Source organism: Actinoplanes subglobosus, from assembly GCF_042650585.1.
Classification (GTDB): domain Bacteria; phylum Actinomycetota; class Actinomycetes; order Mycobacteriales; family Micromonosporaceae; genus Actinoplanes; species Actinoplanes subglobosus.
Window position 1 is genome coordinate 49,214 of sequence record NZ_JBHSBL010000010.1, and the last position, 16,610, is coordinate 65,823.

17 protein-coding genes are annotated in these 16,610 nt (G+C 71.8%); 9 read left to right on the forward strand and 8 right to left on the reverse strand.

The features are described 5' to 3' along the window. Positions 1-547: 547 nt before the first annotated feature. The 3 genes from ACFO0C_RS10575 to ACFO0C_RS10585 form a co-directional block, all read right to left on the reverse strand. Positions 548-1,468 (reverse strand): hypothetical protein, encoded by a 921-nt coding sequence (locus ACFO0C_RS10575; RefSeq protein WP_378066407.1) that lies wholly within the window; start codon positions 1,466-1,468, stop codon positions 548-550. A 4-nt stretch (positions 1,469-1,472) separates the two neighbouring features. After that, positions 1,473-1,733, reverse strand: coding sequence for a hypothetical protein (locus tag ACFO0C_RS10580; RefSeq protein WP_378066408.1), 261 nt, complete (start codon positions 1,731-1,733; stop codon positions 1,473-1,475). Positions 1,734-2,022: 289 nt separating this feature from the next. Further along, complete coding sequence (locus ACFO0C_RS10585; protein WP_378066409.1) at positions 2,023-2,478, reverse strand: hypothetical protein; 456 nt, start codon at positions 2,476-2,478, stop codon at positions 2,023-2,025. Positions 2,479-2,634: 156 nt separating this feature from the next. Here ACFO0C_RS10585 and ACFO0C_RS10590 point away from each other — a divergent pair, with 156 nt between their 5' ends. After that, positions 2,635-5,178 carry an ATP-dependent Clp protease ATP-binding subunit gene (locus tag ACFO0C_RS10590; protein WP_378066410.1) on the forward strand — a complete coding sequence of 848 codons (2,544 nt, stop codon included), beginning with the start codon at positions 2,635-2,637 and terminating at the stop codon, positions 5,176-5,178. A 56-nt stretch (positions 5,179-5,234) separates the two neighbouring features. Here ACFO0C_RS10590 and ACFO0C_RS10595 read toward each other — a convergent pair whose 3' ends face one another. Beyond that, on the reverse strand, positions 5,235-6,215 hold the full coding sequence (locus ACFO0C_RS10595; RefSeq protein WP_378066411.1) for a LysR family transcriptional regulator: 981 nt from the start codon (positions 6,213-6,215) through the stop codon (positions 5,235-5,237). Positions 6,216-6,340: 125 nt separating this feature from the next. Continuing rightward, entirely contained in the window at positions 6,341-6,913 is a 573-nt protein-coding gene (locus tag ACFO0C_RS10600) for a hemerythrin domain-containing protein (protein ID WP_378066483.1), read from the reverse strand. A gap of 89 nt (positions 6,914-7,002) precedes the next feature. Between ACFO0C_RS10600 and ACFO0C_RS10605 the strand changes: the two genes are divergently transcribed. Further along, the gene (locus ACFO0C_RS10605) at positions 7,003-8,310 is read left to right on the forward strand and encodes a M20/M25/M40 family metallo-hydrolase (protein ID WP_378066412.1); all 1,308 of its coding nucleotides are present in this window, start codon (positions 7,003-7,005) and stop codon (positions 8,308-8,310) included. A 22-nt stretch (positions 8,311-8,332) separates the two neighbouring features. Continuing rightward, the gene (locus ACFO0C_RS10610) at positions 8,333-9,013 is read left to right on the forward strand and encodes a hypothetical protein (protein ID WP_378066413.1); all 681 of its coding nucleotides are present in this window, start codon (positions 8,333-8,335) and stop codon (positions 9,011-9,013) included. A gap of 46 nt (positions 9,014-9,059) precedes the next feature. Here ACFO0C_RS10610 and ACFO0C_RS10615 read toward each other — a convergent pair whose 3' ends face one another. Beyond that, positions 9,060-9,251, reverse strand: coding sequence for a DUF5703 family protein (locus ACFO0C_RS10615; protein WP_378066414.1), 192 nt, complete (start codon positions 9,249-9,251; stop codon positions 9,060-9,062). Positions 9,252-9,345: 94 nt separating this feature from the next. Further along, positions 9,346-10,344 carry an aldo/keto reductase gene (locus ACFO0C_RS10620; protein WP_378066415.1) on the reverse strand — a complete coding sequence of 333 codons (999 nt, stop codon included), beginning with the start codon at positions 10,342-10,344 and terminating at the stop codon, positions 9,346-9,348. Between the two features lie 139 nt (positions 10,345-10,483). On the opposite strand from ACFO0C_RS10620, the gene ACFO0C_RS10625 reads away from it, so the two are divergent. The 6 genes from ACFO0C_RS10625 (at position 10,484) to ACFO0C_RS10650 (ending at position 15,594) form a co-directional block, all read left to right on the forward strand. Beyond that, on the forward strand, positions 10,484-11,536 hold the full coding sequence (locus ACFO0C_RS10625; protein ID WP_378066484.1) for an LLM class F420-dependent oxidoreductase: 1,053 nt from the start codon (positions 10,484-10,486) through the stop codon (positions 11,534-11,536). Then, the gene (locus tag ACFO0C_RS10630; protein WP_378066416.1) at positions 11,536-12,228 is read left to right on the forward strand and encodes an MSMEG_4193 family putative phosphomutase; all 693 of its coding nucleotides are present in this window, start codon (positions 11,536-11,538) and stop codon (positions 12,226-12,228) included. Before ACFO0C_RS10625 ends, ACFO0C_RS10630 begins: the two co-directional genes overlap by 1 nt. A gap of 109 nt (positions 12,229-12,337) precedes the next feature. Beyond that, complete coding sequence (locus ACFO0C_RS10635) at positions 12,338-12,937, forward strand: DUF3090 domain-containing protein (RefSeq protein WP_378066417.1); 600 nt, start codon at positions 12,338-12,340, stop codon at positions 12,935-12,937. Next, on the forward strand, positions 12,934-13,749 hold the full coding sequence (locus ACFO0C_RS10640; RefSeq protein WP_378066418.1) for an SCO1664 family protein: 816 nt from the start codon (positions 12,934-12,936) through the stop codon (positions 13,747-13,749). The genes ACFO0C_RS10635 and ACFO0C_RS10640 overlap by 4 nt, the downstream gene beginning before the upstream one ends. Positions 13,750-13,856: 107 nt before the next feature. Next, positions 13,857-15,101, forward strand: coding sequence for a cysteine--1-D-myo-inosityl 2-amino-2-deoxy-alpha-D-glucopyranoside ligase (mshC, locus tag ACFO0C_RS10645; RefSeq protein WP_378066419.1), 1,245 nt, complete (start codon positions 13,857-13,859; stop codon positions 15,099-15,101). A 211-nt stretch (positions 15,102-15,312) separates the two neighbouring features. After that, a complete protein-coding gene (locus tag ACFO0C_RS10650; RefSeq protein ID WP_378066420.1) occupies positions 15,313-15,594 on the forward strand; it encodes a hypothetical protein in 282 nt (93 codons plus the stop codon). Between the two features lie 269 nt (positions 15,595-15,863). Here ACFO0C_RS10650 and ACFO0C_RS10655 read toward each other — a convergent pair whose 3' ends face one another. Further along, on the reverse strand, positions 15,864-16,526 hold the full coding sequence (locus ACFO0C_RS10655; RefSeq protein WP_378066421.1) for a response regulator: 663 nt from the start codon (positions 16,524-16,526) through the stop codon (positions 15,864-15,866). Positions 16,527-16,610: the final 84 nt, after the last annotated feature.

Consider the following 16,610-nt stretch of genomic DNA (forward strand, 5'->3'; position numbering starts at 1 on the left):
CCCAGCTGTGCCACGGCTCGCCGGCCGCGCCGGGTGCCGCCCGGTCGGCCGCGCCCGCCGCCGCGCCGGCCAGCGCCGCCAGCTCGGTGTCGTGCCACGAGTCGATCTCGTGGATCCGCTCGTCCCGGGCCGCGGCCAGCTTCCGCCGGCGGGCCGTCGCCGCGGCGACCATCCGCTCGTACCGCGCCTCGGCCGCCTCCCGCGCCTCCCGTGCCCGCGCCAGTGCGATCTGCGCGGCGCCCAGCGCGTGCGACAGCCCGGCCCGGATCTCCATGACCCGGTTCTTGGTGGATTCAGCCATGACCCGCCGGCATCGTCGCAGTTGCCATCGAACCCCGGCCTCGGCCGGAGACCCGTGCGGGCCCGGCCGAACCCGGACAGCGAAGAGCCACCGCACCGGCAGGGCCCCGGATGCCGCGCTTCAGGGGCGGCCCTCCCCGGCCCCGGCGCGGGGCCGTGCCGGCGGGCTCTGGGGTGCGGCGGCTCATCGGCGTCCCCTTCCGGTCCCGGCACGGGGCCGTGCCGGCGGGGCCGGGGGCGCGGCGGCTCATCGGCGGTCCTCCGCGGTCTCGCCGCGGGGCCGCACCGGCTCCGGGGCGTCCGGGTCGAGGGAGCCCGCGTCGCGGCCCAGCCGGGCCAGCAGGACGCCGGTCAGCACGCTCGCCGTGACCGCCGTGTCGGCGGGGTGCCCGGCCGGGCGGTCGCCGCGTTTCTCCTGCTGCTGGCGCGGGGGGACGCGGCAGATCCGGTCCAGCAGGGTCTCCAGCACGTCGGGTGCGGTACCGGGCAGCAGCGCCTTGACCCGGCCCTCGGCGGCCGTCCGCAGGCGCGGCACGTCCTCCGGGCGGGGCTCGTGGCCAAGTAGGTCGCCGGCCAGCCGGTGCAGCACCTGCGGGGTCACCGCGGACAGGCCCAGGCCGGTCGAGGCGTTGACCGCGTGCAGCTCGCGGCCCAGCCGGGCCCGGTCACCGGCGCGGACGCCGGCGGCGATCCGGCGCAGCAGGTCCGACGGGTCGGCCGGCTCGCCCATCTCGGCACCGTCCGGACCACCCGGCGGGGACTCCCCGGTCAGCTCCGCCACCCGTTTCTGCCACCACGGACCGAGGCTCTCCACCTGCTCGCGCGGCGGCTCGCCGGGGCGCTGCTCCCGCTCCGGCCGCTCCTCGCGGCGCATCTCGGTGCGCCACTCCTGGCCCGGCGCGGCACCGGGTGTCCCGGACAGGCCGAGCACCGCGAGATAGGTCTCGATCGCGTCCTGGGTGGCCCGCAGCGCCGCCGCGGCAGTCTCGGCGTGCTCGGTGGCGTGGCCGAGCCGCTGCACGCCGAGATCCTTGCTCGACTCCTCCTGGACCCACCGGAGCAGGTCGGTGGCGCTGCGCAGCTTGTCCATCGCCGCGGCGACCAGCCCGGTGGGCAGGTCGTCGGAGGCGGCGCGGAGCTGGGCGCCGAGTTCCTGGAGCAGCGACATCGCGTCAGAGGTTCGCCGTGTAGGTGTGGGCCTGCTCGACCGCCGCGAGGGTCGCGCTCATCGAATCCTCGAGCTGCTGGTCGGCCTGGGACAGCGAGGCGTGCGCGGCACCGACGGCGTCACTGGCGCTGCCGTCGAGGGCGGCGGCGAGACTCTGCTGCGCCTCGCCGATCTTCTCCCGCGCCGCCTGTATCGCCTGCTGTCCCTCGGTGACCTGCTGAAGCGCGGCCTCCACGGCAGCTCTGAGTTCGGCGACACTGGCCACCCGGGCAGCCTCCTGGACGGGGTCTACGTTGCGTCTCCAGCCTAGCGTCCGGTTCCCGCCCGGCCGTCCTCGCCTGCCCCGTTTTATCAGAGCCTGCCAGGCCCGGCACGACACCGATTTCCCCGTCGGTACCGAAGATCGCCCTGGTGGGATCCTATCCGACCGAGATCCACAGTGGATCAGCCGGGCCCCCCGGGGCCGCCCGGCGTCACCGCCCAGGGGCCCGACACGCCCTCCGCCGGGGGTCAGCCCGGCGGGGCACGCCCCGCGCGCCGGAGGGTGCGACGGGTCAGCGGGGGACCGCGGACGGGCCGCGGACCTCGGCGCCCAGCGTGGTGACGCGATCGCGGAGGCCGCGGTCGGCGGTGACGACGACGGTGCGCCGGCTGGCGGCGGTCGCCCGTACCAGATCAACGATCTTGTCGTCGCCGGAGCCGGACGCCCGCTCGACGCGCACGCCGCCGGGGGTCTCGGGGATGTCGCGGGCCCGGCCCTCGACCACCAGGACCACCTCGACCGGCCCGGGGACGCCGGGGACGCCGGAGGCGGGAACCGCCGCCAGGCTGTCGCGGAGTCGGGCCGCGGCACCCGCCCGGTCGCGCCACCAGCCGTCCGGAACCGAGCCGACGACGTTGGCGCCGTCGACGACGACCAGCGGAAGGGTGGAGGACGGCGGGACCGGCTCGGGCTGTTCCGGCTCCTGGAAGAGCGGCGTGAGAGAGGGTGGATCGGAGGGCACGGCCATGAAGTTGAGTGTAGTCGTGTCAACTTTTTCCGCGATCCGGGAATCGTGAGGGGATTTCACGCGCTGTTGACACGCGGACGGCTCGCGTTTGCCGCCCAACCGGCCGGGTAGCCCTGTGAGGCGGCCCGGCCCGAGGTACCAGGAGAAGAGAGACAGATGAGCATCGGATCGTTCGGGCCGGCGGGGCCCGGCCAGTGGGACGACCTGTTCGCGCGCTTCTTCGGTGCGGCCGAGCCGCGCCGCCAGGCGCAGCGTTTCGACATCGCGAGGTACATGAGCAACGACGCCCGTCAGGTGCTCGCGGACGCGGCGCGCCGCGCCGCGGAGGTCGCCGGCGGCGACCGGCCACTGGCCGACCTCGACACGGACCACCTGCTGTGGGCGGTGCTCCAGCAGGAGTCGATGCAGCAGACGGTACGGCGTGCCGGTGCCGACCCGGACCGGTTGCTGACCGAGCTGGGCCGTCCCGAGGCGGCCTCCCCGGACCTCCCGGAGAGCATCGCGCTGACCCCGGCCGCCAAGCGCGCGCTGCTGGACAGCCTGCAGATCTCCCGTGCGGTCGGCGCCTCCTACATCGGGCCGGAGCACATCCTGATGGCCCTCGGCATGAACACCGACTCGGCGGCCGGCCGCCTGCTGGCCGGGCGCATCGTCGACCCGCGCAGCATCCCGCACCACAGCGAGCTGCCCAAGCCGAGCGCGGGCGGGCAGGGTGGCCCCCGGCCGAACGCCGCGCCCACACCGACGCTGGAGCAGTTCGGCGTGGACCTGACCGAGTCGGCGCGGCGCGGCGAGATCGACCCGGTGATCGGGCGCGCCGACGAGATCGAGCAGGCCGTGGAGATCCTGTCCCGGCGCACCAAGAACAACCCGGTGCTGATCGGCGAGGCCGGTGTCGGCAAGACCGCCGTGGTCGAGGGCCTGGCGCAGCGCATCGTGGACGGCGAGGTGCCGCTCACCCTGCAGGACAAGCGGGTCGTCCAGCTGGACCTGGCCGGCCTGGTGGCCGGCACCAAGTACCGCGGCGACTTCGAGGAGCGCCTGAAGAAGGTGATCGAGGAGATCAAGGCGTCCGGTGACGGCCTGATCGTCTTCCTCGACGAGATCCACACCCTGGTCGGCGCGGGCGGTGGCGGCGAGGGCGGCGGTCTGGACGCCGGCAACATGCTCAAGCCGGCGCTGGCCCGCGGGCAGCTGCGGGTGATCGGCGCGACCACCCTCGACGAGTACCGCAAGCACATCGAGAAGGACGCGGCCCTGGCCCGGCGGTTCCAGCCGGTCCTGGTCGGCGAGCCCAGCGTCGAGGACACGGTGGCGATCCTGCGCGGGCTCCGCGACAACTACGAGGCCCATCATCAGGTACGGATCACCGACGCGGCACTGGACGCGGCGGCGGTCCTGTCCGATCGCTACATCACCGACCGGTACCTGCCGGACAAGGCGATCGACCTGATCGACCAGGCCGGCGCGCGGGTCCGGCTGCGCACCAAGACCCCGGACGCCAACCGGCGCGAGCGGGAGCGGCGGCTCGAGCAGCTGTCCCGTGACCGTGACCAGGCGGTCGCCGCCGAGCACTACGAGCAGGCGTCGGCGCTGCGGGACGAGATCAACGCGTTGCGGGTGCAGCTGGCCGGCCCCGGTTCCGGCGCCGACGGGGTGCCGCAGGTGACCGAGCAGGAGATCGCCGAGGTGGTGTCCCGGTCCACCGGCATCCCGGTCGCCCAGCTCACCGAGGCCGAGCGGGACCGTCTGCTGCGGCTCGAACAGAACCTGCACGGGCACGTGGTCGGCCAGGAGGACGCGGTGACCGCGGTCGCCGAGGCGGTGCGCCGGTCCCGGGCCGGGCTCGGTGACCCGGACCGGCCGGTCGGCAGCTTCCTGTTCCTCGGCCCGACCGGTGTCGGCAAGACCGAGCTGGCCCGGTCGCTGGCGGAGGCGCTGTTCGGCGAGCCGGACCGGATGATCCGGCTCGACATGAGCGAGTTCCAGGAGCGGCACACCGTGTCCCGGCTGGTCGGGGCGCCGCCCGGCTACGTCGGTTACGACGAGGCGGGGCAGCTCACCGAGGCGGTGCGGCGGCGGCCGTACAGCGTGGTGCTGCTCGACGAGATCGAGAAGGCCCACCCGGACGTCTTCAACATGCTGCTCCAGGTGCTCGACGACGGGCGGCTCACCGACAGCCAGGGCCGCACGGTCAGCTTCCGGAACACGGTGCTGATCATGACGAGCAACCTCGGCTCCGACCTGATCAACGGCAGCACCCGCAGCGTCGGCTTCGCCGGCTCGGAGAACGGGCGCTCACCAGGGGAGGAACTGCGCGACCGGCTCGACCGGCGGCTCAAGGAGCAGCTGCGGCCCGAGTTCATCAACCGGATCGACGAGATCATCATCTTCCGGCAGCTGGAGGACGACCAGCTGCACCGGATCACCGAGATGATGCTGGAGGAGACCCGCCGCCGGCTGCACGCCCAGGACGTCACGCTGGACATCACCGCGGCCGCGGTGGACTGGCTGGCCGAGCGGGGTTACCAGCCCGAGTTCGGCGCGCGGCCACTGCGCCGGACCATTCAGCGGGAGCTGGACAACCGGCTGTCCACGATGCTGCTCGCCGCCGATCTGGCGCCGGGCCGGACGGTCCGGGTCGACGCCCGCGACGGCGCGCTGGTCTTCGACGTGGAGATGACCGCCGCGGCGCGGTGATCCCCCGTGGAGGGTCTTTTTGTGGAGGGGGTGCGGTGGCACCCCCTCCGCGAGAATCAGGCTGCGGCCAGGTGGCTGTTGCCACCGGCGCCGGGGAGGCTCTGCATCCACTGCGTGTAGTGCTCGTTGCGGGCCAAAATCTCCTGGTACGCCTCCTGCGCGTGGTCCATCAGCTTGGGCGCGCTGCGGGAGGCGGGTGAGTCGGGGTGCCAGCCGAGGACCAGGCGCCAGCGCAGCGGGGCGCCCCGCAACGGCCGGCTGGTCAGCCCCGCCGGTGGGCGGAACGTGGGCTGGCACAGGCCGATGGCCAGGCCCAGCTCGACCATGTCGACACAGTTGCGCACGTCCGACTCCAGGACCCGGCGTGGCGCGAAACCGGCCCGGGCGCAGGCCGCGGCGAAGCAGTCGCCGAAACAGCCGTCACCGGCGCCGGCCACCCACTGCTCGTCGGCCAGCTCCGCCAGATCGACCGACAGGTTCTTGGCCTGCGGGTGGTCGTCGGGCAGCAGCACACAGACGGCGTCCATCCCGATGGTCTGCCAGACCAGCCCGTACTCGGCCGACGGCAGCGCGTCGCCGCAGACGCCGACCTGGGCGTAGTCCAGCTTGCCGGCCATCACCATGCCGGACAGCTCGGAGATGTAGTAGGACGCGTGGGTGGAGATCTGCGCCTCCGGCTGGGCAGCCGACAGGCGGTGCACCAGATGGGCGACGACGGGTCCGCCGACCGCGCCGATCCGGTACCTGCTCATCGTGTCGTCTTCGCCGCCGGCAGCGAGCCGGGCCGCTTCGTCCTGCAGGCCCTTCATCGCGGGCAGCAGCACTCTGGCGCGGGAGAGCACCAGTTCTCCCAGGGCGGTTGGGCGCGCGCCCCGGCGGTCACGGTCGAACAGCGGGCCACCCAGTGTGCGCTCTATCCGCTGAAGTTGGGCGGTGAGTGCAGGCTGGGCAAGGCCGAGTTGTGACGCGGCCTTGGTCACGCTGCCGGTCTCCGCGATGGCGCAGACCACCTTCAGATGCCGCAGCTCGAGGTTCATAGCGTGACGTTAGGACTAGAAAGGGATCGAACGCTAGTGCACAAGCCGTGGAATGATCGGCAACCTGTGACAAACGTATGAACGAACAGGACGTTCGGCACTTACAGGCCGTAACCTGTCTTTAGTTACAGATCGCGTACGTAAGTGGCACGCGAGCTGATCACGTCACGAATCTTGTCGGCCACCCCGACCAGCGGATCCACCACCTTGTTCCACGGCGGTGTGGACGGTGTGCCCGGGTGCGGACGGGTCGGCGCCGCCTCCTCGGCCGTCTCGAAGCGATTGCCCAGCCGGACCAGATCCTCCGACGGCACCATCTGCTCCAGGAGCGGCAGGAGCTCCTCGGCGTCGGCGGCCACGTGCCGGCGGACCGCCTCGGCCAGATCGTCACGCCCGTCGCCGGTGCGCTCCAGATCACGCAGCCGCTCCAGGATCGCCTGATCCTCGGCCAGCTCCCGGTCGGCGATCTCCTCGCCGCCCGGCACGGCCGTCCGGACCGCGGGGTACAGATACTGCTCCTCGGCGGCCAGGTGCCGGGACAGCGTGGCCACCAGGACCGACGCCACATCCCGGTTCTCCGGGGACTCGGACAGCCGCTCGGTCAGGCCGAGCAGCTCACGGTGCTGGGCGGCGACCACATCGACGATGCTGCGCCCAGGGATCTCGCCGCCGGTCGGCGGCAGCGGGGGAAGATTCACGTCAGACACGGCCCGGAGGTACCCCGCGGGGCCAAGCGATCAAACCCCGCCCCACACCGTCCTTTACATCCGGCTGGTAGGAATGGCGGATGGAGAACACCGCCGAGAGCGAGGTCGTGGATCTGTGCCGCGACCTGCTCCGCATCGACACCACCAACACCGGCGACCCGCGGACCACCGTGGGGGAGCGGGCCGCCGCCGAGTACGTCGCCGAGCGCCTGGCCGAGGTCGGCGTCGAGACCCGTCTCCTGGAGTCCGCGCCGACCCGGGCCAATCTGATAGCCCGGATCCCCGGCGCCGACCCGTCCCGCGGCGCCCTCCTCGTCCACGGCCACCTCGACGTCGTCCCGGCCGACGCGAGCGAGTGGTCGGTCGACCCGTTCGGCGGCGAGATCAAGGACGGCTACCTGTGGGGCCGGGGCGCCGTCGACATGAAGGACTTCGACGCGATGGTGCTGGCCGTGGTCCGCGAGTGGCGGCGCACCGGCTACGTCCCGCCGCGCGACATCGTCCTGGCGTACACCGCCGACGAGGAGGCCGGCATGGAGTACGGCTCCCAGTGGCTGGTGCAGAACCATCCCGACGCGTTCGACGGCTGCACGGAGGCGATCGGCGAGGTCGGCGGGTATTCGTACACCATCAACGACGATCTTCGCCTTTATCTCGTCCAGACCGCCGAGAAGGGGCTCGACTGGCTGCGGCTGCACGCCACCGGCCGGCCCGGCCACGGCTCCTTCATCCACGACGACAACGCGGTCACGACGCTGGCCGAGGCCGTCGCCCGGGTCGGCCGGCACCGCTTCCCGACCGTCCTCACCCCGACCGTGCGGTCCTTCCTGGAGCAGGTCAGCGAGGCCCTCGAGATCGAGCTCGACCCGGCCGAGCCGGAGCTCGCGGTGTCCAAGCTGGGCCCGATCGCCAACCTGATCGGCGCCACCCTGCGCAACACCGCCAACCCGACCCGTCTCGCCGCCGGCTACAAGGACAACGTCATCCCCGGCAAGGCGTCGGCCACCATCGACTGCCGCACCCTGCCCGGGCACGCCGACGCGTTCCTGCGCGAGCTGCGCGAGGTGATCGGGCCGGACATCGAGATCGAGCACGTGCACCAGCAGTCGGCCGTCGAGACCTCCTTCGACGGTGATCTGGTCGACGCGATGGGGGCCGCGCTGCGTGCCGAGGACCCCGGGGCGCGTACCGTGCCGTACCTGATGTCCGGTGGCACCGACGCCAAGGCCTTCTCCACCCTCGGCATCCGGTGCTTCGGCTTCGCGCCGCTGCGCCTCCCCCCGGATCTCAACTTCAGTGCGCTCTTCCACGGCATCGACGAGCGAGTTCCGGTGGAGGGACTAAAGTTCGGCGTGCGTGTGCTCGACCGCTTGCTCCGCAACAGCTGAATTCGGAAGGACCCCCAATCCCATGACTGACCAGAACGCCGAGCTCGACGTCGCCCTCGACCGGGTGATCGAGGCGGCGCGGGCGCACCTCGCGGCCGTCAAGGCGGCTGCCGGCCGCATCGACGACGACGACGTCTGGCAGGCGTACGTCGACCTCAACAACGCCTCGTTCGCATACGACGAGCAGCTGCTCGACGCCTTCGGCGAGGTGACGCCGTGGGACGTCGAGTCGATCGACCCGGACGAGGCGGACCGCCGTTTCGGTCAGCTGACCGAGGCCGGTGGCGCGGCCGGCGCCGACCCGTACCCGCAGGTCGTCTCGGTGCGGCAGCGCCGTGACTACCGGGTGCCCAGCGTGTCCGCCCTGCTGCGGGTCGCCGAGACCGCCCGCCGCAGCTCGGTCCCGGAGGACGAGGACGCCGGCCCCGTCGAGTCGGTCGGCGAGGCGGTGCTGGAGCTGCTGCAGGCCGGCGACGGCTCACTCGCGTCGCTGGACGTGCCCGAGCTGGAGCCGCTCGACGGCCTGCTCACGGTGACCGAGGTCGCCGAGCCCCTCGACCTGGAGGCCTTCGACGACGCCGACGGCTCCGGCCCGTTCGCCCCGGTCGAGACCGACGTGCTGGTCGGCCGTCTCGACGAGCACCCGTTCCTGCCGGACGAGGACGACCACGACCACCACGACCACGCCGGCCACAGCCACTGACCGGCGCGGTTGCGAAAGGCCCGTCCGCGGTTGCGGGCGGGCCTTCTCAGTAGCTGAGGCCGGGCTGGGGGTTCGGCTGGAGGCGGCGGCGGAGCATGACCTTCCGCGTGCCGTCGGCGAAGAGCTGGACACGGGCCAGCTCCCACCCGGAGAACTCGGCCTGAATGGCGAGCTGCGCCGCCGCGGTCAGACGATCGACATTCGAAGGCAACCGGAGCGGCGCATATTCGTAGTCCATCCGACCAATATGCTCTTCCAGCGCGACCGTGGACAAGCCCTGTGACCAGTGCTTATTCACTCCGTAGAGGATTTGGGCTGCTCAGGCGAACTGCTCAGCCGAAGTAGGTGTCGGGGTAGCCGACCCCCTCGCGCTCCGGATAGCCGACCTCGACCGCCGACACGTCGTCCAGGGCGAACGCGATCTCCGCCGGCAGGGTGAGCTGCTCGCTGCGCAACGCCCCCTGCAACTGCCCGGACGTGCGGGCCCCGAGGATCACCGACGAGATGCCGGGCCGGTCGCGGATCCAGGCCAGCGCCACCTCCAGCGGTGACACGCCCAGCCCGGCGGCCGCGGTGACCAGCGCCTCGACGATGCTGGAGCTGCGTGGCTCCAGGTAGGCCTGGACGAACGACGCCATGTGCTCGGAGGCGGCCCGCGAGTCGAGCGGCCGCCCGTTGCGGTACTTGCCGGTGAGCACGCCCCGGCCCAGCGGCGACCAGGCCAGCACCCCGAAGCCGAGGGCCGCGGCGGCCGGCAGTATCTCCCGTTCGATACCGCGTTCGAGCAGCGAGTACTCCATCTGGGCGGCGACGATCGGGGCGCGGCCGGGGTACGCCGACTGCCAGGTGGCGGCCCGTGCGGTCTGCCAGGCCGCGAAGTTGGACACCCCGACGTAGCGGACCCGGCCGCTGGCGACCGCCTGGTCGAGCGCGGCGAGGGTCTCCTCGAACGGGGTCTGTGCGTCGTAGCCGTGGACCTGCCACAGGTCGACGTAGTCGGTGCCGAGCCGCCGCAGCGACGCGTCCAGTGACCGCAGCAGGTTGCCGCGGGAGGCGTCGCGCGGGCGGTACCGGTGCGGGGTGAGCCCGGCCTTGGTGGCGATGACGATCTCGTCACGGGGCACCAGGTGGTCGAGCAGGGAGCCGATCACCGCCTCGGCGTCGCCGTCGCCGTACACGTCGGCGGTGTCGATGAGTGTCCCGCCGCCCTCGAGGAAGATCTTCAGCTGGTCCGCCGCGTCGTCGGGGTCGGTGTCCCGTCCCCAGGTCATGGTGCCGAGGGCGAGCCGCGAAACCGCTAGCCCGCTTCGGCCGAGCGGTCGCTGATGCATGAGTGAACCTTATTCAGACTCCCTGTTCAGCGAAATGCCACGACCTCAGCCGGGTGGGTCGGTTACCGGACCGAAACGGTCATGGAACGGATCAGTAGGCTTGCCGTTGACAGCTCATGATCTGCGGAAGGGCACCGTCGTGCGGCTCGGACTCAGCCTCGGATACCAGGCGGCGTGGAGCACACCCGCCGATCACCTCGCGATGGCCCGGGAGGCGGACCGCCTCGGCTATTCCGTCCTCTGGGCGGCCGAGGCGTACGGATCGGACACGGTCAGCATGCTGGGCTGGATGGCCGGCCAGACCGAGCGGATCGACCTCGGCGCGGCGGTGATGCAGATCCCGGCGCGCACGCCGGCGATGACCGCGATGACCGCGGCCACCCTCGACACGCTCTCCGGCGGCCGATTCCGGCTGGGCCTCGGCGTCTCCGGGCCCCAGGTCTCCGAGGGGTGGCACGGTGTGCGTTTCGCCAAACCCCTCGCGCGTACGAGGGAGTACGTCGACGTGGTGAGGCTGGCGCTGGCCCGCGAACCCGTGTCGTACCAGGGTGAGTACCACCAGCTGCCGCTGCCCGGTGGCGCCGGGAAGGCGCTGAAGCTCGGGTTCCGCCCGCTGCGTTCGGACATCCCGGTCTACCTGGCCGCCGTCGGCCCGAAGAACCTGGAGCTGGCCGGTGAGATCGCCGACGGCTGGCTGGGCATCTTCCTCGCTCCGGACGCGGCGGCCGAGCAGCTGGCGCACATCGCCACCGGCCGGGCGAGGAGCGGAAAGGACCTGACCGGGTTCGACGTGGTCGCCTCGGTGCCGGTGGTGATCGGCGACGACCTGGACGCGTGCGCCGACGTCGTCCGGCCGTACGCCGCGCTCTATGTGGGCGGCATGGGCAGCCGCGAGCAGAACTTCTACAACGGCATCGCCGTCCGGATGGGCTACGCCGACGAGGCGAGACTGGTCCAGGACCTCTATCTGAGCCGGCGGCCGGCCGAGGCGGCCGCGGCGGTGCCGCGGGACTTCATCGAGCGGACCTCCATCATCGGTACGCGTGAGCAGGTGATCAGGCGCATCCGGGAGTACGCCGCGGCCGGTGTCGGGACCCTGTCGATCAGTCCGTATGTCGGTGACCTGAAGGGCGGGCTGGACACGCTGCGGATCGTCGCGGAGGCGTTCGACGAGGCGGGTGTGGCGAGCTAGTGGCCACCGTTCTTCTGCTCCGGCACGGCCGGACCACCGCGAACGCGTCCGGCGGGCTGGCCGGCCGGCAGCCGGTCGAGCTCGACGACACCGGCCGTGACCAGGCCGTCCGGGCCGGGCTGCGGCTGAAGGAGCTGCCGCTGGCCGCCGTGGTCAGCAGCCCGTTGATCCGCTGCCGGCAGACGCTGGAGCTGGCCGTCCCGGGGACGGAGCCGGTTCTGGAGGACGGGCTGATCGAGTGCGGGTACGGCGACTGGGAGGGCCGCCCGCTCAAGGAGCTGGCCAAGGAGCCGCTCTGGCCGGTCGTCCAGCACCACCCGAGCGCCGCCGTCTTCCCGAACGGCGAGGCGATGGCGGCGATGTCGGCGCGCGCGGTCGCGGCGGTCCGGTCCTGGGACGCCCGGGTGACCGAGGAGCACGGGCCGGAGGCCATCTGGCTGGCCTGCAGCCACGGCGATGTGATCAAGGCCATCGTGGCCGACGCGCTCGGGTTGCACCTGGACCAGTTCCAGCGGATCGTGGCGGATCCGGCATCGATCACTGTCATCCGGTACACGCCGGGTCGCCCGTTCGTGGTGCGGGTCAACGAGACGGGTGAGCTGGCGTCGCTCGTACCACCGAAATCGGACGGCCGGGAGAAGGCCGCGGACAGTGACGCGGCGGTGGGCGGTGGCGCCGGAGGCGGTGTCTGACGACGCTCCGTGATCGCCGCATCGCCGCAGCGTGTGCCCCTTTGCGCCCTCGGCGAACCCGGCACCTTGGCCCGCGCGCTCGTCCGCTTGGATGGTTAGGGTTGTCGGCATGACCCACCAAGTGCATGCCTTCGAGCCGCCGGAGCGGTTCGTCGCCGGGACGGTGGGCGAGCCGGGGGACCGTACTTTCTATCTCCAGGCCCGCGGTGGCGGCCGGGTGATCAGCGTGGCGCTGGAGAAGGTCCAGGTGTCACTGCTCGCCGAGAAGCTCGAGGAGCTTCTGCTCGAGGCGAACAAGCGGTTCGGCGTCTCGCTTCCCGAGGAGCCGCTGCTGACCCTGCACGACAACGAGCCCCTCGACAGCCCGGTCGACGAGGAGTTCCGGGTCGGCACACTGGGCCTGGCCTTCGACGTCGACACCAGCACGGTCGTGATCGAGGCGATCGAGGCCGGCGAGCCGGAGCCCGACCTGATCGGTGAGTCCCTCGGCGACGAGGAGGACGACGACGACACCGACGAGGACGAGGACGACGAGCCCGACGACGACCTCGACCGGCTGCGGGTGCGACTGACCCCCGAGGCGACCCGCGCGTTCATCGACCGGGCCCGTCGCGTGGTGGCCGCCGGCCGCCCGCCGTGCCCGCTCTGCGGCCAGCCGCTCGACCCGGCCGGTCACCTCTGTCCCCGGCACAACGGCTATCACCGGTGACGGCGGAGCCCACGCACGTGCTGGCCGAGGCCGACGCTCTCGCGCTGCTCGAGCGGGGGCACATCGAGATCGAGGGCCGGCTGGCCGCCGCCTCCAACACGACCCTCCGCGCCGAGATCACCCTCGACGGGCTGACCCGGCGCTGTGTCTACAAGCCGGTCCGCGGCGAGCGCCCGCTGTGGGACTTCCCGGACGGCACTCTCGCCGGGCGTGAGGTGTCGGCCTACCTGGTGTCCCGCGCCACGGGGTGGGATGTGGTGCCCCCGACGATCCTGCGGGACGGCCCGCTCGGGCCGGGCGCCCTGCAGCTCTGGATCGACGAGCCCGACCAGGTGGGCGCGCTGATCGGTTTCGTCCCGGCCTACGACGTGCCGTCCGGCTGGTTCCCGGTGGCCGCGGCCCGCGACGACGACGGTGACGCCTACGCGCTGGCGCACGCCGACGACCCACGGCTGGCCCGTCTGGCCGTCTTCGACGCGGTCATCAACAACGCGGACCGTAAGGGTGGGCACGTCCTCTACCCGGCGACCGGCGGTGTGCACGGCGTCGACCACGGCGTCAGCTTCCACGTGGAGAACAAGTTGCGCACCGTTCTCTGGGGCTGGACCGGCCGGCCGCTGCCGGCGGACGCGTGCGAGACCCTGACCCGGCTGCGGGAGCAGCTGGCCGGCCCGCTCGGCGCCGAGCTGGAGGAGCACCTCACCATCTCCGAGGTGCAGCATGTCGGGCTCCGGGTGAAACGGCTGCTGCGGGCCGCCCGATTCCCGCAGCCGCCGACCGACTGGCCGGCTATTCCCTGGCCGCCGATCTAGAGGTTCAGCTGCCGCCGGCCGACTGGCCGGCTATTCCCTGCCCGCCGATCTAGAGGTTTAGCTCACGCCCGGGGATAAGCCGCAGAGGTGCCGTTTAGGCTCCGAGCATGGATGCTTGGACCGGTCACGACGTACCTGCCCTCCCGGACACGCCGGGGCGTGGCCCGCTGCGGCTCTTCGACACGGCGCGGGCGTCGGTGCAGCCCAGCACCCCGTCCGGCAGCGCTTCGATGTATGTCTGCGGCATCACGCCGTACGATGCGACCCACCTCGGCCACGCCGCCACGATGATCACGTTCGACCTGGTCAACCGGATGTGGCGGGACCAGGGGCTGGACGTCCGCTACGTGCAGAACGTGACCGACATCGACGACCCGTTGCTGGAGCGCGCCGAGCGTGACGGCGAGGACTGGATCGTCCTGGCGATGCGCGAGACCGCCCTGTTCCGTGAGGACATGGAGGCGCTGCGGATCATCCCGCCGGCCCACTACGTCGGCGCCGTGGAGTCCATCCCGTCGATCGTCACCCACGTCGAGGACCTGGTGCGGCGCGGCGCGGCCTACCAGCTCGGCGACGGCACCGGTGACGTCTACTTCGACCTGACGGCAGCGCCGCGGTTCGGGTACGAGTCGCACCTGTCCCGTGAGGAGATGCGCGTCCTGTCCGCGGAGCGTGGCGGCGACCCCGATCGTGCGGGCAAGCGTGACCCGCTCGACCCGCTGCTGTGGCGGGGCGCCCGCGAGGGCGAACCGGTGTGGGACGGCGCGAGCCTCGGCCCCGGCCGTCCCGGCTGGCACATCGAGTGCGCCACCATCGCGTTGAACCTGCTCGGCGACACGATCGACGTGCAGGGCGGCGGCAGTGACCTGCTCTACCCGCATCACGAGTGTTCGGCCGCCCATGCCGAGGTCCTGACCGGTGCCGAGCCGTTCGCCGCCCACTACGTGCACGCCGGCATGATCGGGCTGGACGGCGAGAAGATGTCGAAGTCGCGCGGCAACCTGGTGTTCGTGTCGCGTCTGCGGGGCGACGGCGTGGACCCGATGGCGGTGCGGCTCGGCCTGCTCTCCGGCCACTACCGCACCGACCGCGACTGGACCGATGACGTGCTGAAGGCCGGTCAGCAGCGGCTGGCCCGCTGGCGCGAGGCGGCGGCTCTGACGTCCGGCCCGTCGGGGACGGGTCTGCTCGGCGCGGTGCGCGAGGCGCTGGCCGCCGATCTCGACACGCCGGCGGCGCTGGCGGTTGTGGACGCCTGGGCGGACGCGGCCCTGTCCGGCACCGGCGACGACACCGAGGCGCCCGAGTTGTTGGTGCGGACGGTGAACGCGCTGCTGGGTGTGCGTTTGTAAAAACGTCCACAGTGCCCCCACCCGGTTCTCCGGGTGGGGGTTTTCTGCATTGAGGACAGAGCGGGCCGCGCGACCCTAGCGCCGTTCACAAGATTTTTGGTGCGAAACCACGAAATGATGAAAGATAGCGTTTTCTTCGTCTAAATACCCGCGAAAAGGACTCTTGGGGTCCAGACTTTCCCCAAGCAACCAACCGTTGAAAGGAACCATCATGCGTCGCGCTCTGTACCTCGGCGGAATCTTCCTGGCCACCGGCGCCGCTGTCGCCATGGCCGCTCCCGCCCAGGCCGGCGGCCGCCCGTGCCCGGGTGATGTCGTCATCGCGAGCTACGAATACGTTCGTCCGGTCGTCGTCCCGGTCGGCGGCTACAGCTATGGCTACGACTACGGCCACGGCCACCGTCACGGCGACAACTACTACTCGAACAAGTCCATCAGCCAGAACGGCCTGCTCAACGTCGGCCTCATCGACAGCCCGATCGACATCCTCTGAGGAAATCGGGTCTGGCCGGGCCTGAAGCAGGCCTGACACCATGAACGACTGATGCCCGAGGCGCCATCCGGTGCCCCGGGCTTCAGTCGTGTCCACGGTCTCCTCCCGTCGTTCCCCGCCGGCCCGAGGCTCCCCCACACCGGTCCCTCCGATGAGAACGCCCACCGCTCCCGCAGGTATCGCCCAGCCCTTTTAGGCCGTCGCCTCAGACGAGTTCCAGGTCCGCCGGTCACGGAAAGCCATGCCGGGCCGGTCGGGTGGGTGGGTGATCAGAGCATCTCGGCATCGTGAACCAGCAGGGCGATCTGCACGCGATTGTTCAGATCGAGCTTGCTCAGCAACCGTGACACGTGCCCCTTGGCCGTCGGCAGGCTCATGGACAACTCGGCGGCGACGCCGGCATTGGAGTGACCGCGGCCGACCAGGACGGCGACCTCGCGTTCCCGGTCGGTGAGTGCGGACAACCGCCGGCGAGCCTGCTCCCGCCGCGTCCCCGCCTCCGGATCGGCGACGTGATCGATGAGACGACGGATCACCGCGGGGGAGAGGGTCCCCGCACCGGCCGCGACCGACCGGACAGCCGCCAGGATCTCCCGCGGCGGCGTGTCCTTGAGCAGGAACCCGCTGGCCCCGCCCCGTAGCGCTTCGAGCACATACTCATCCGCGTCGAACGTGGTCAGCACGATGACCTGCGGCGCAGCGTCCCGCTGACGTATCCGCCGGGTGGCGGCCAGCCCGTCGACCCGCGGCATCCGGATGTCCATGAGAATGACGTCCGGCCAATGTGCATCAGCCACCACGACGGCCTCAGCACCATCCCCGGCCTCCGCCACCACCTCGATGTCCGGCGACCCGCCGACCAGGATCCGTAGCCCCGCCCGCACGAGCGGATCATCGTCCACGATCGCCAGCCGGATCGGCCGCTCATCCACCACCCCGTCACTACCAGGCCGGTTGGATTCTGCCGCCCGGTCGCCAGGCCGGTCGGGCTCGGCCGCCCGGTCGCAGTGTCGTCT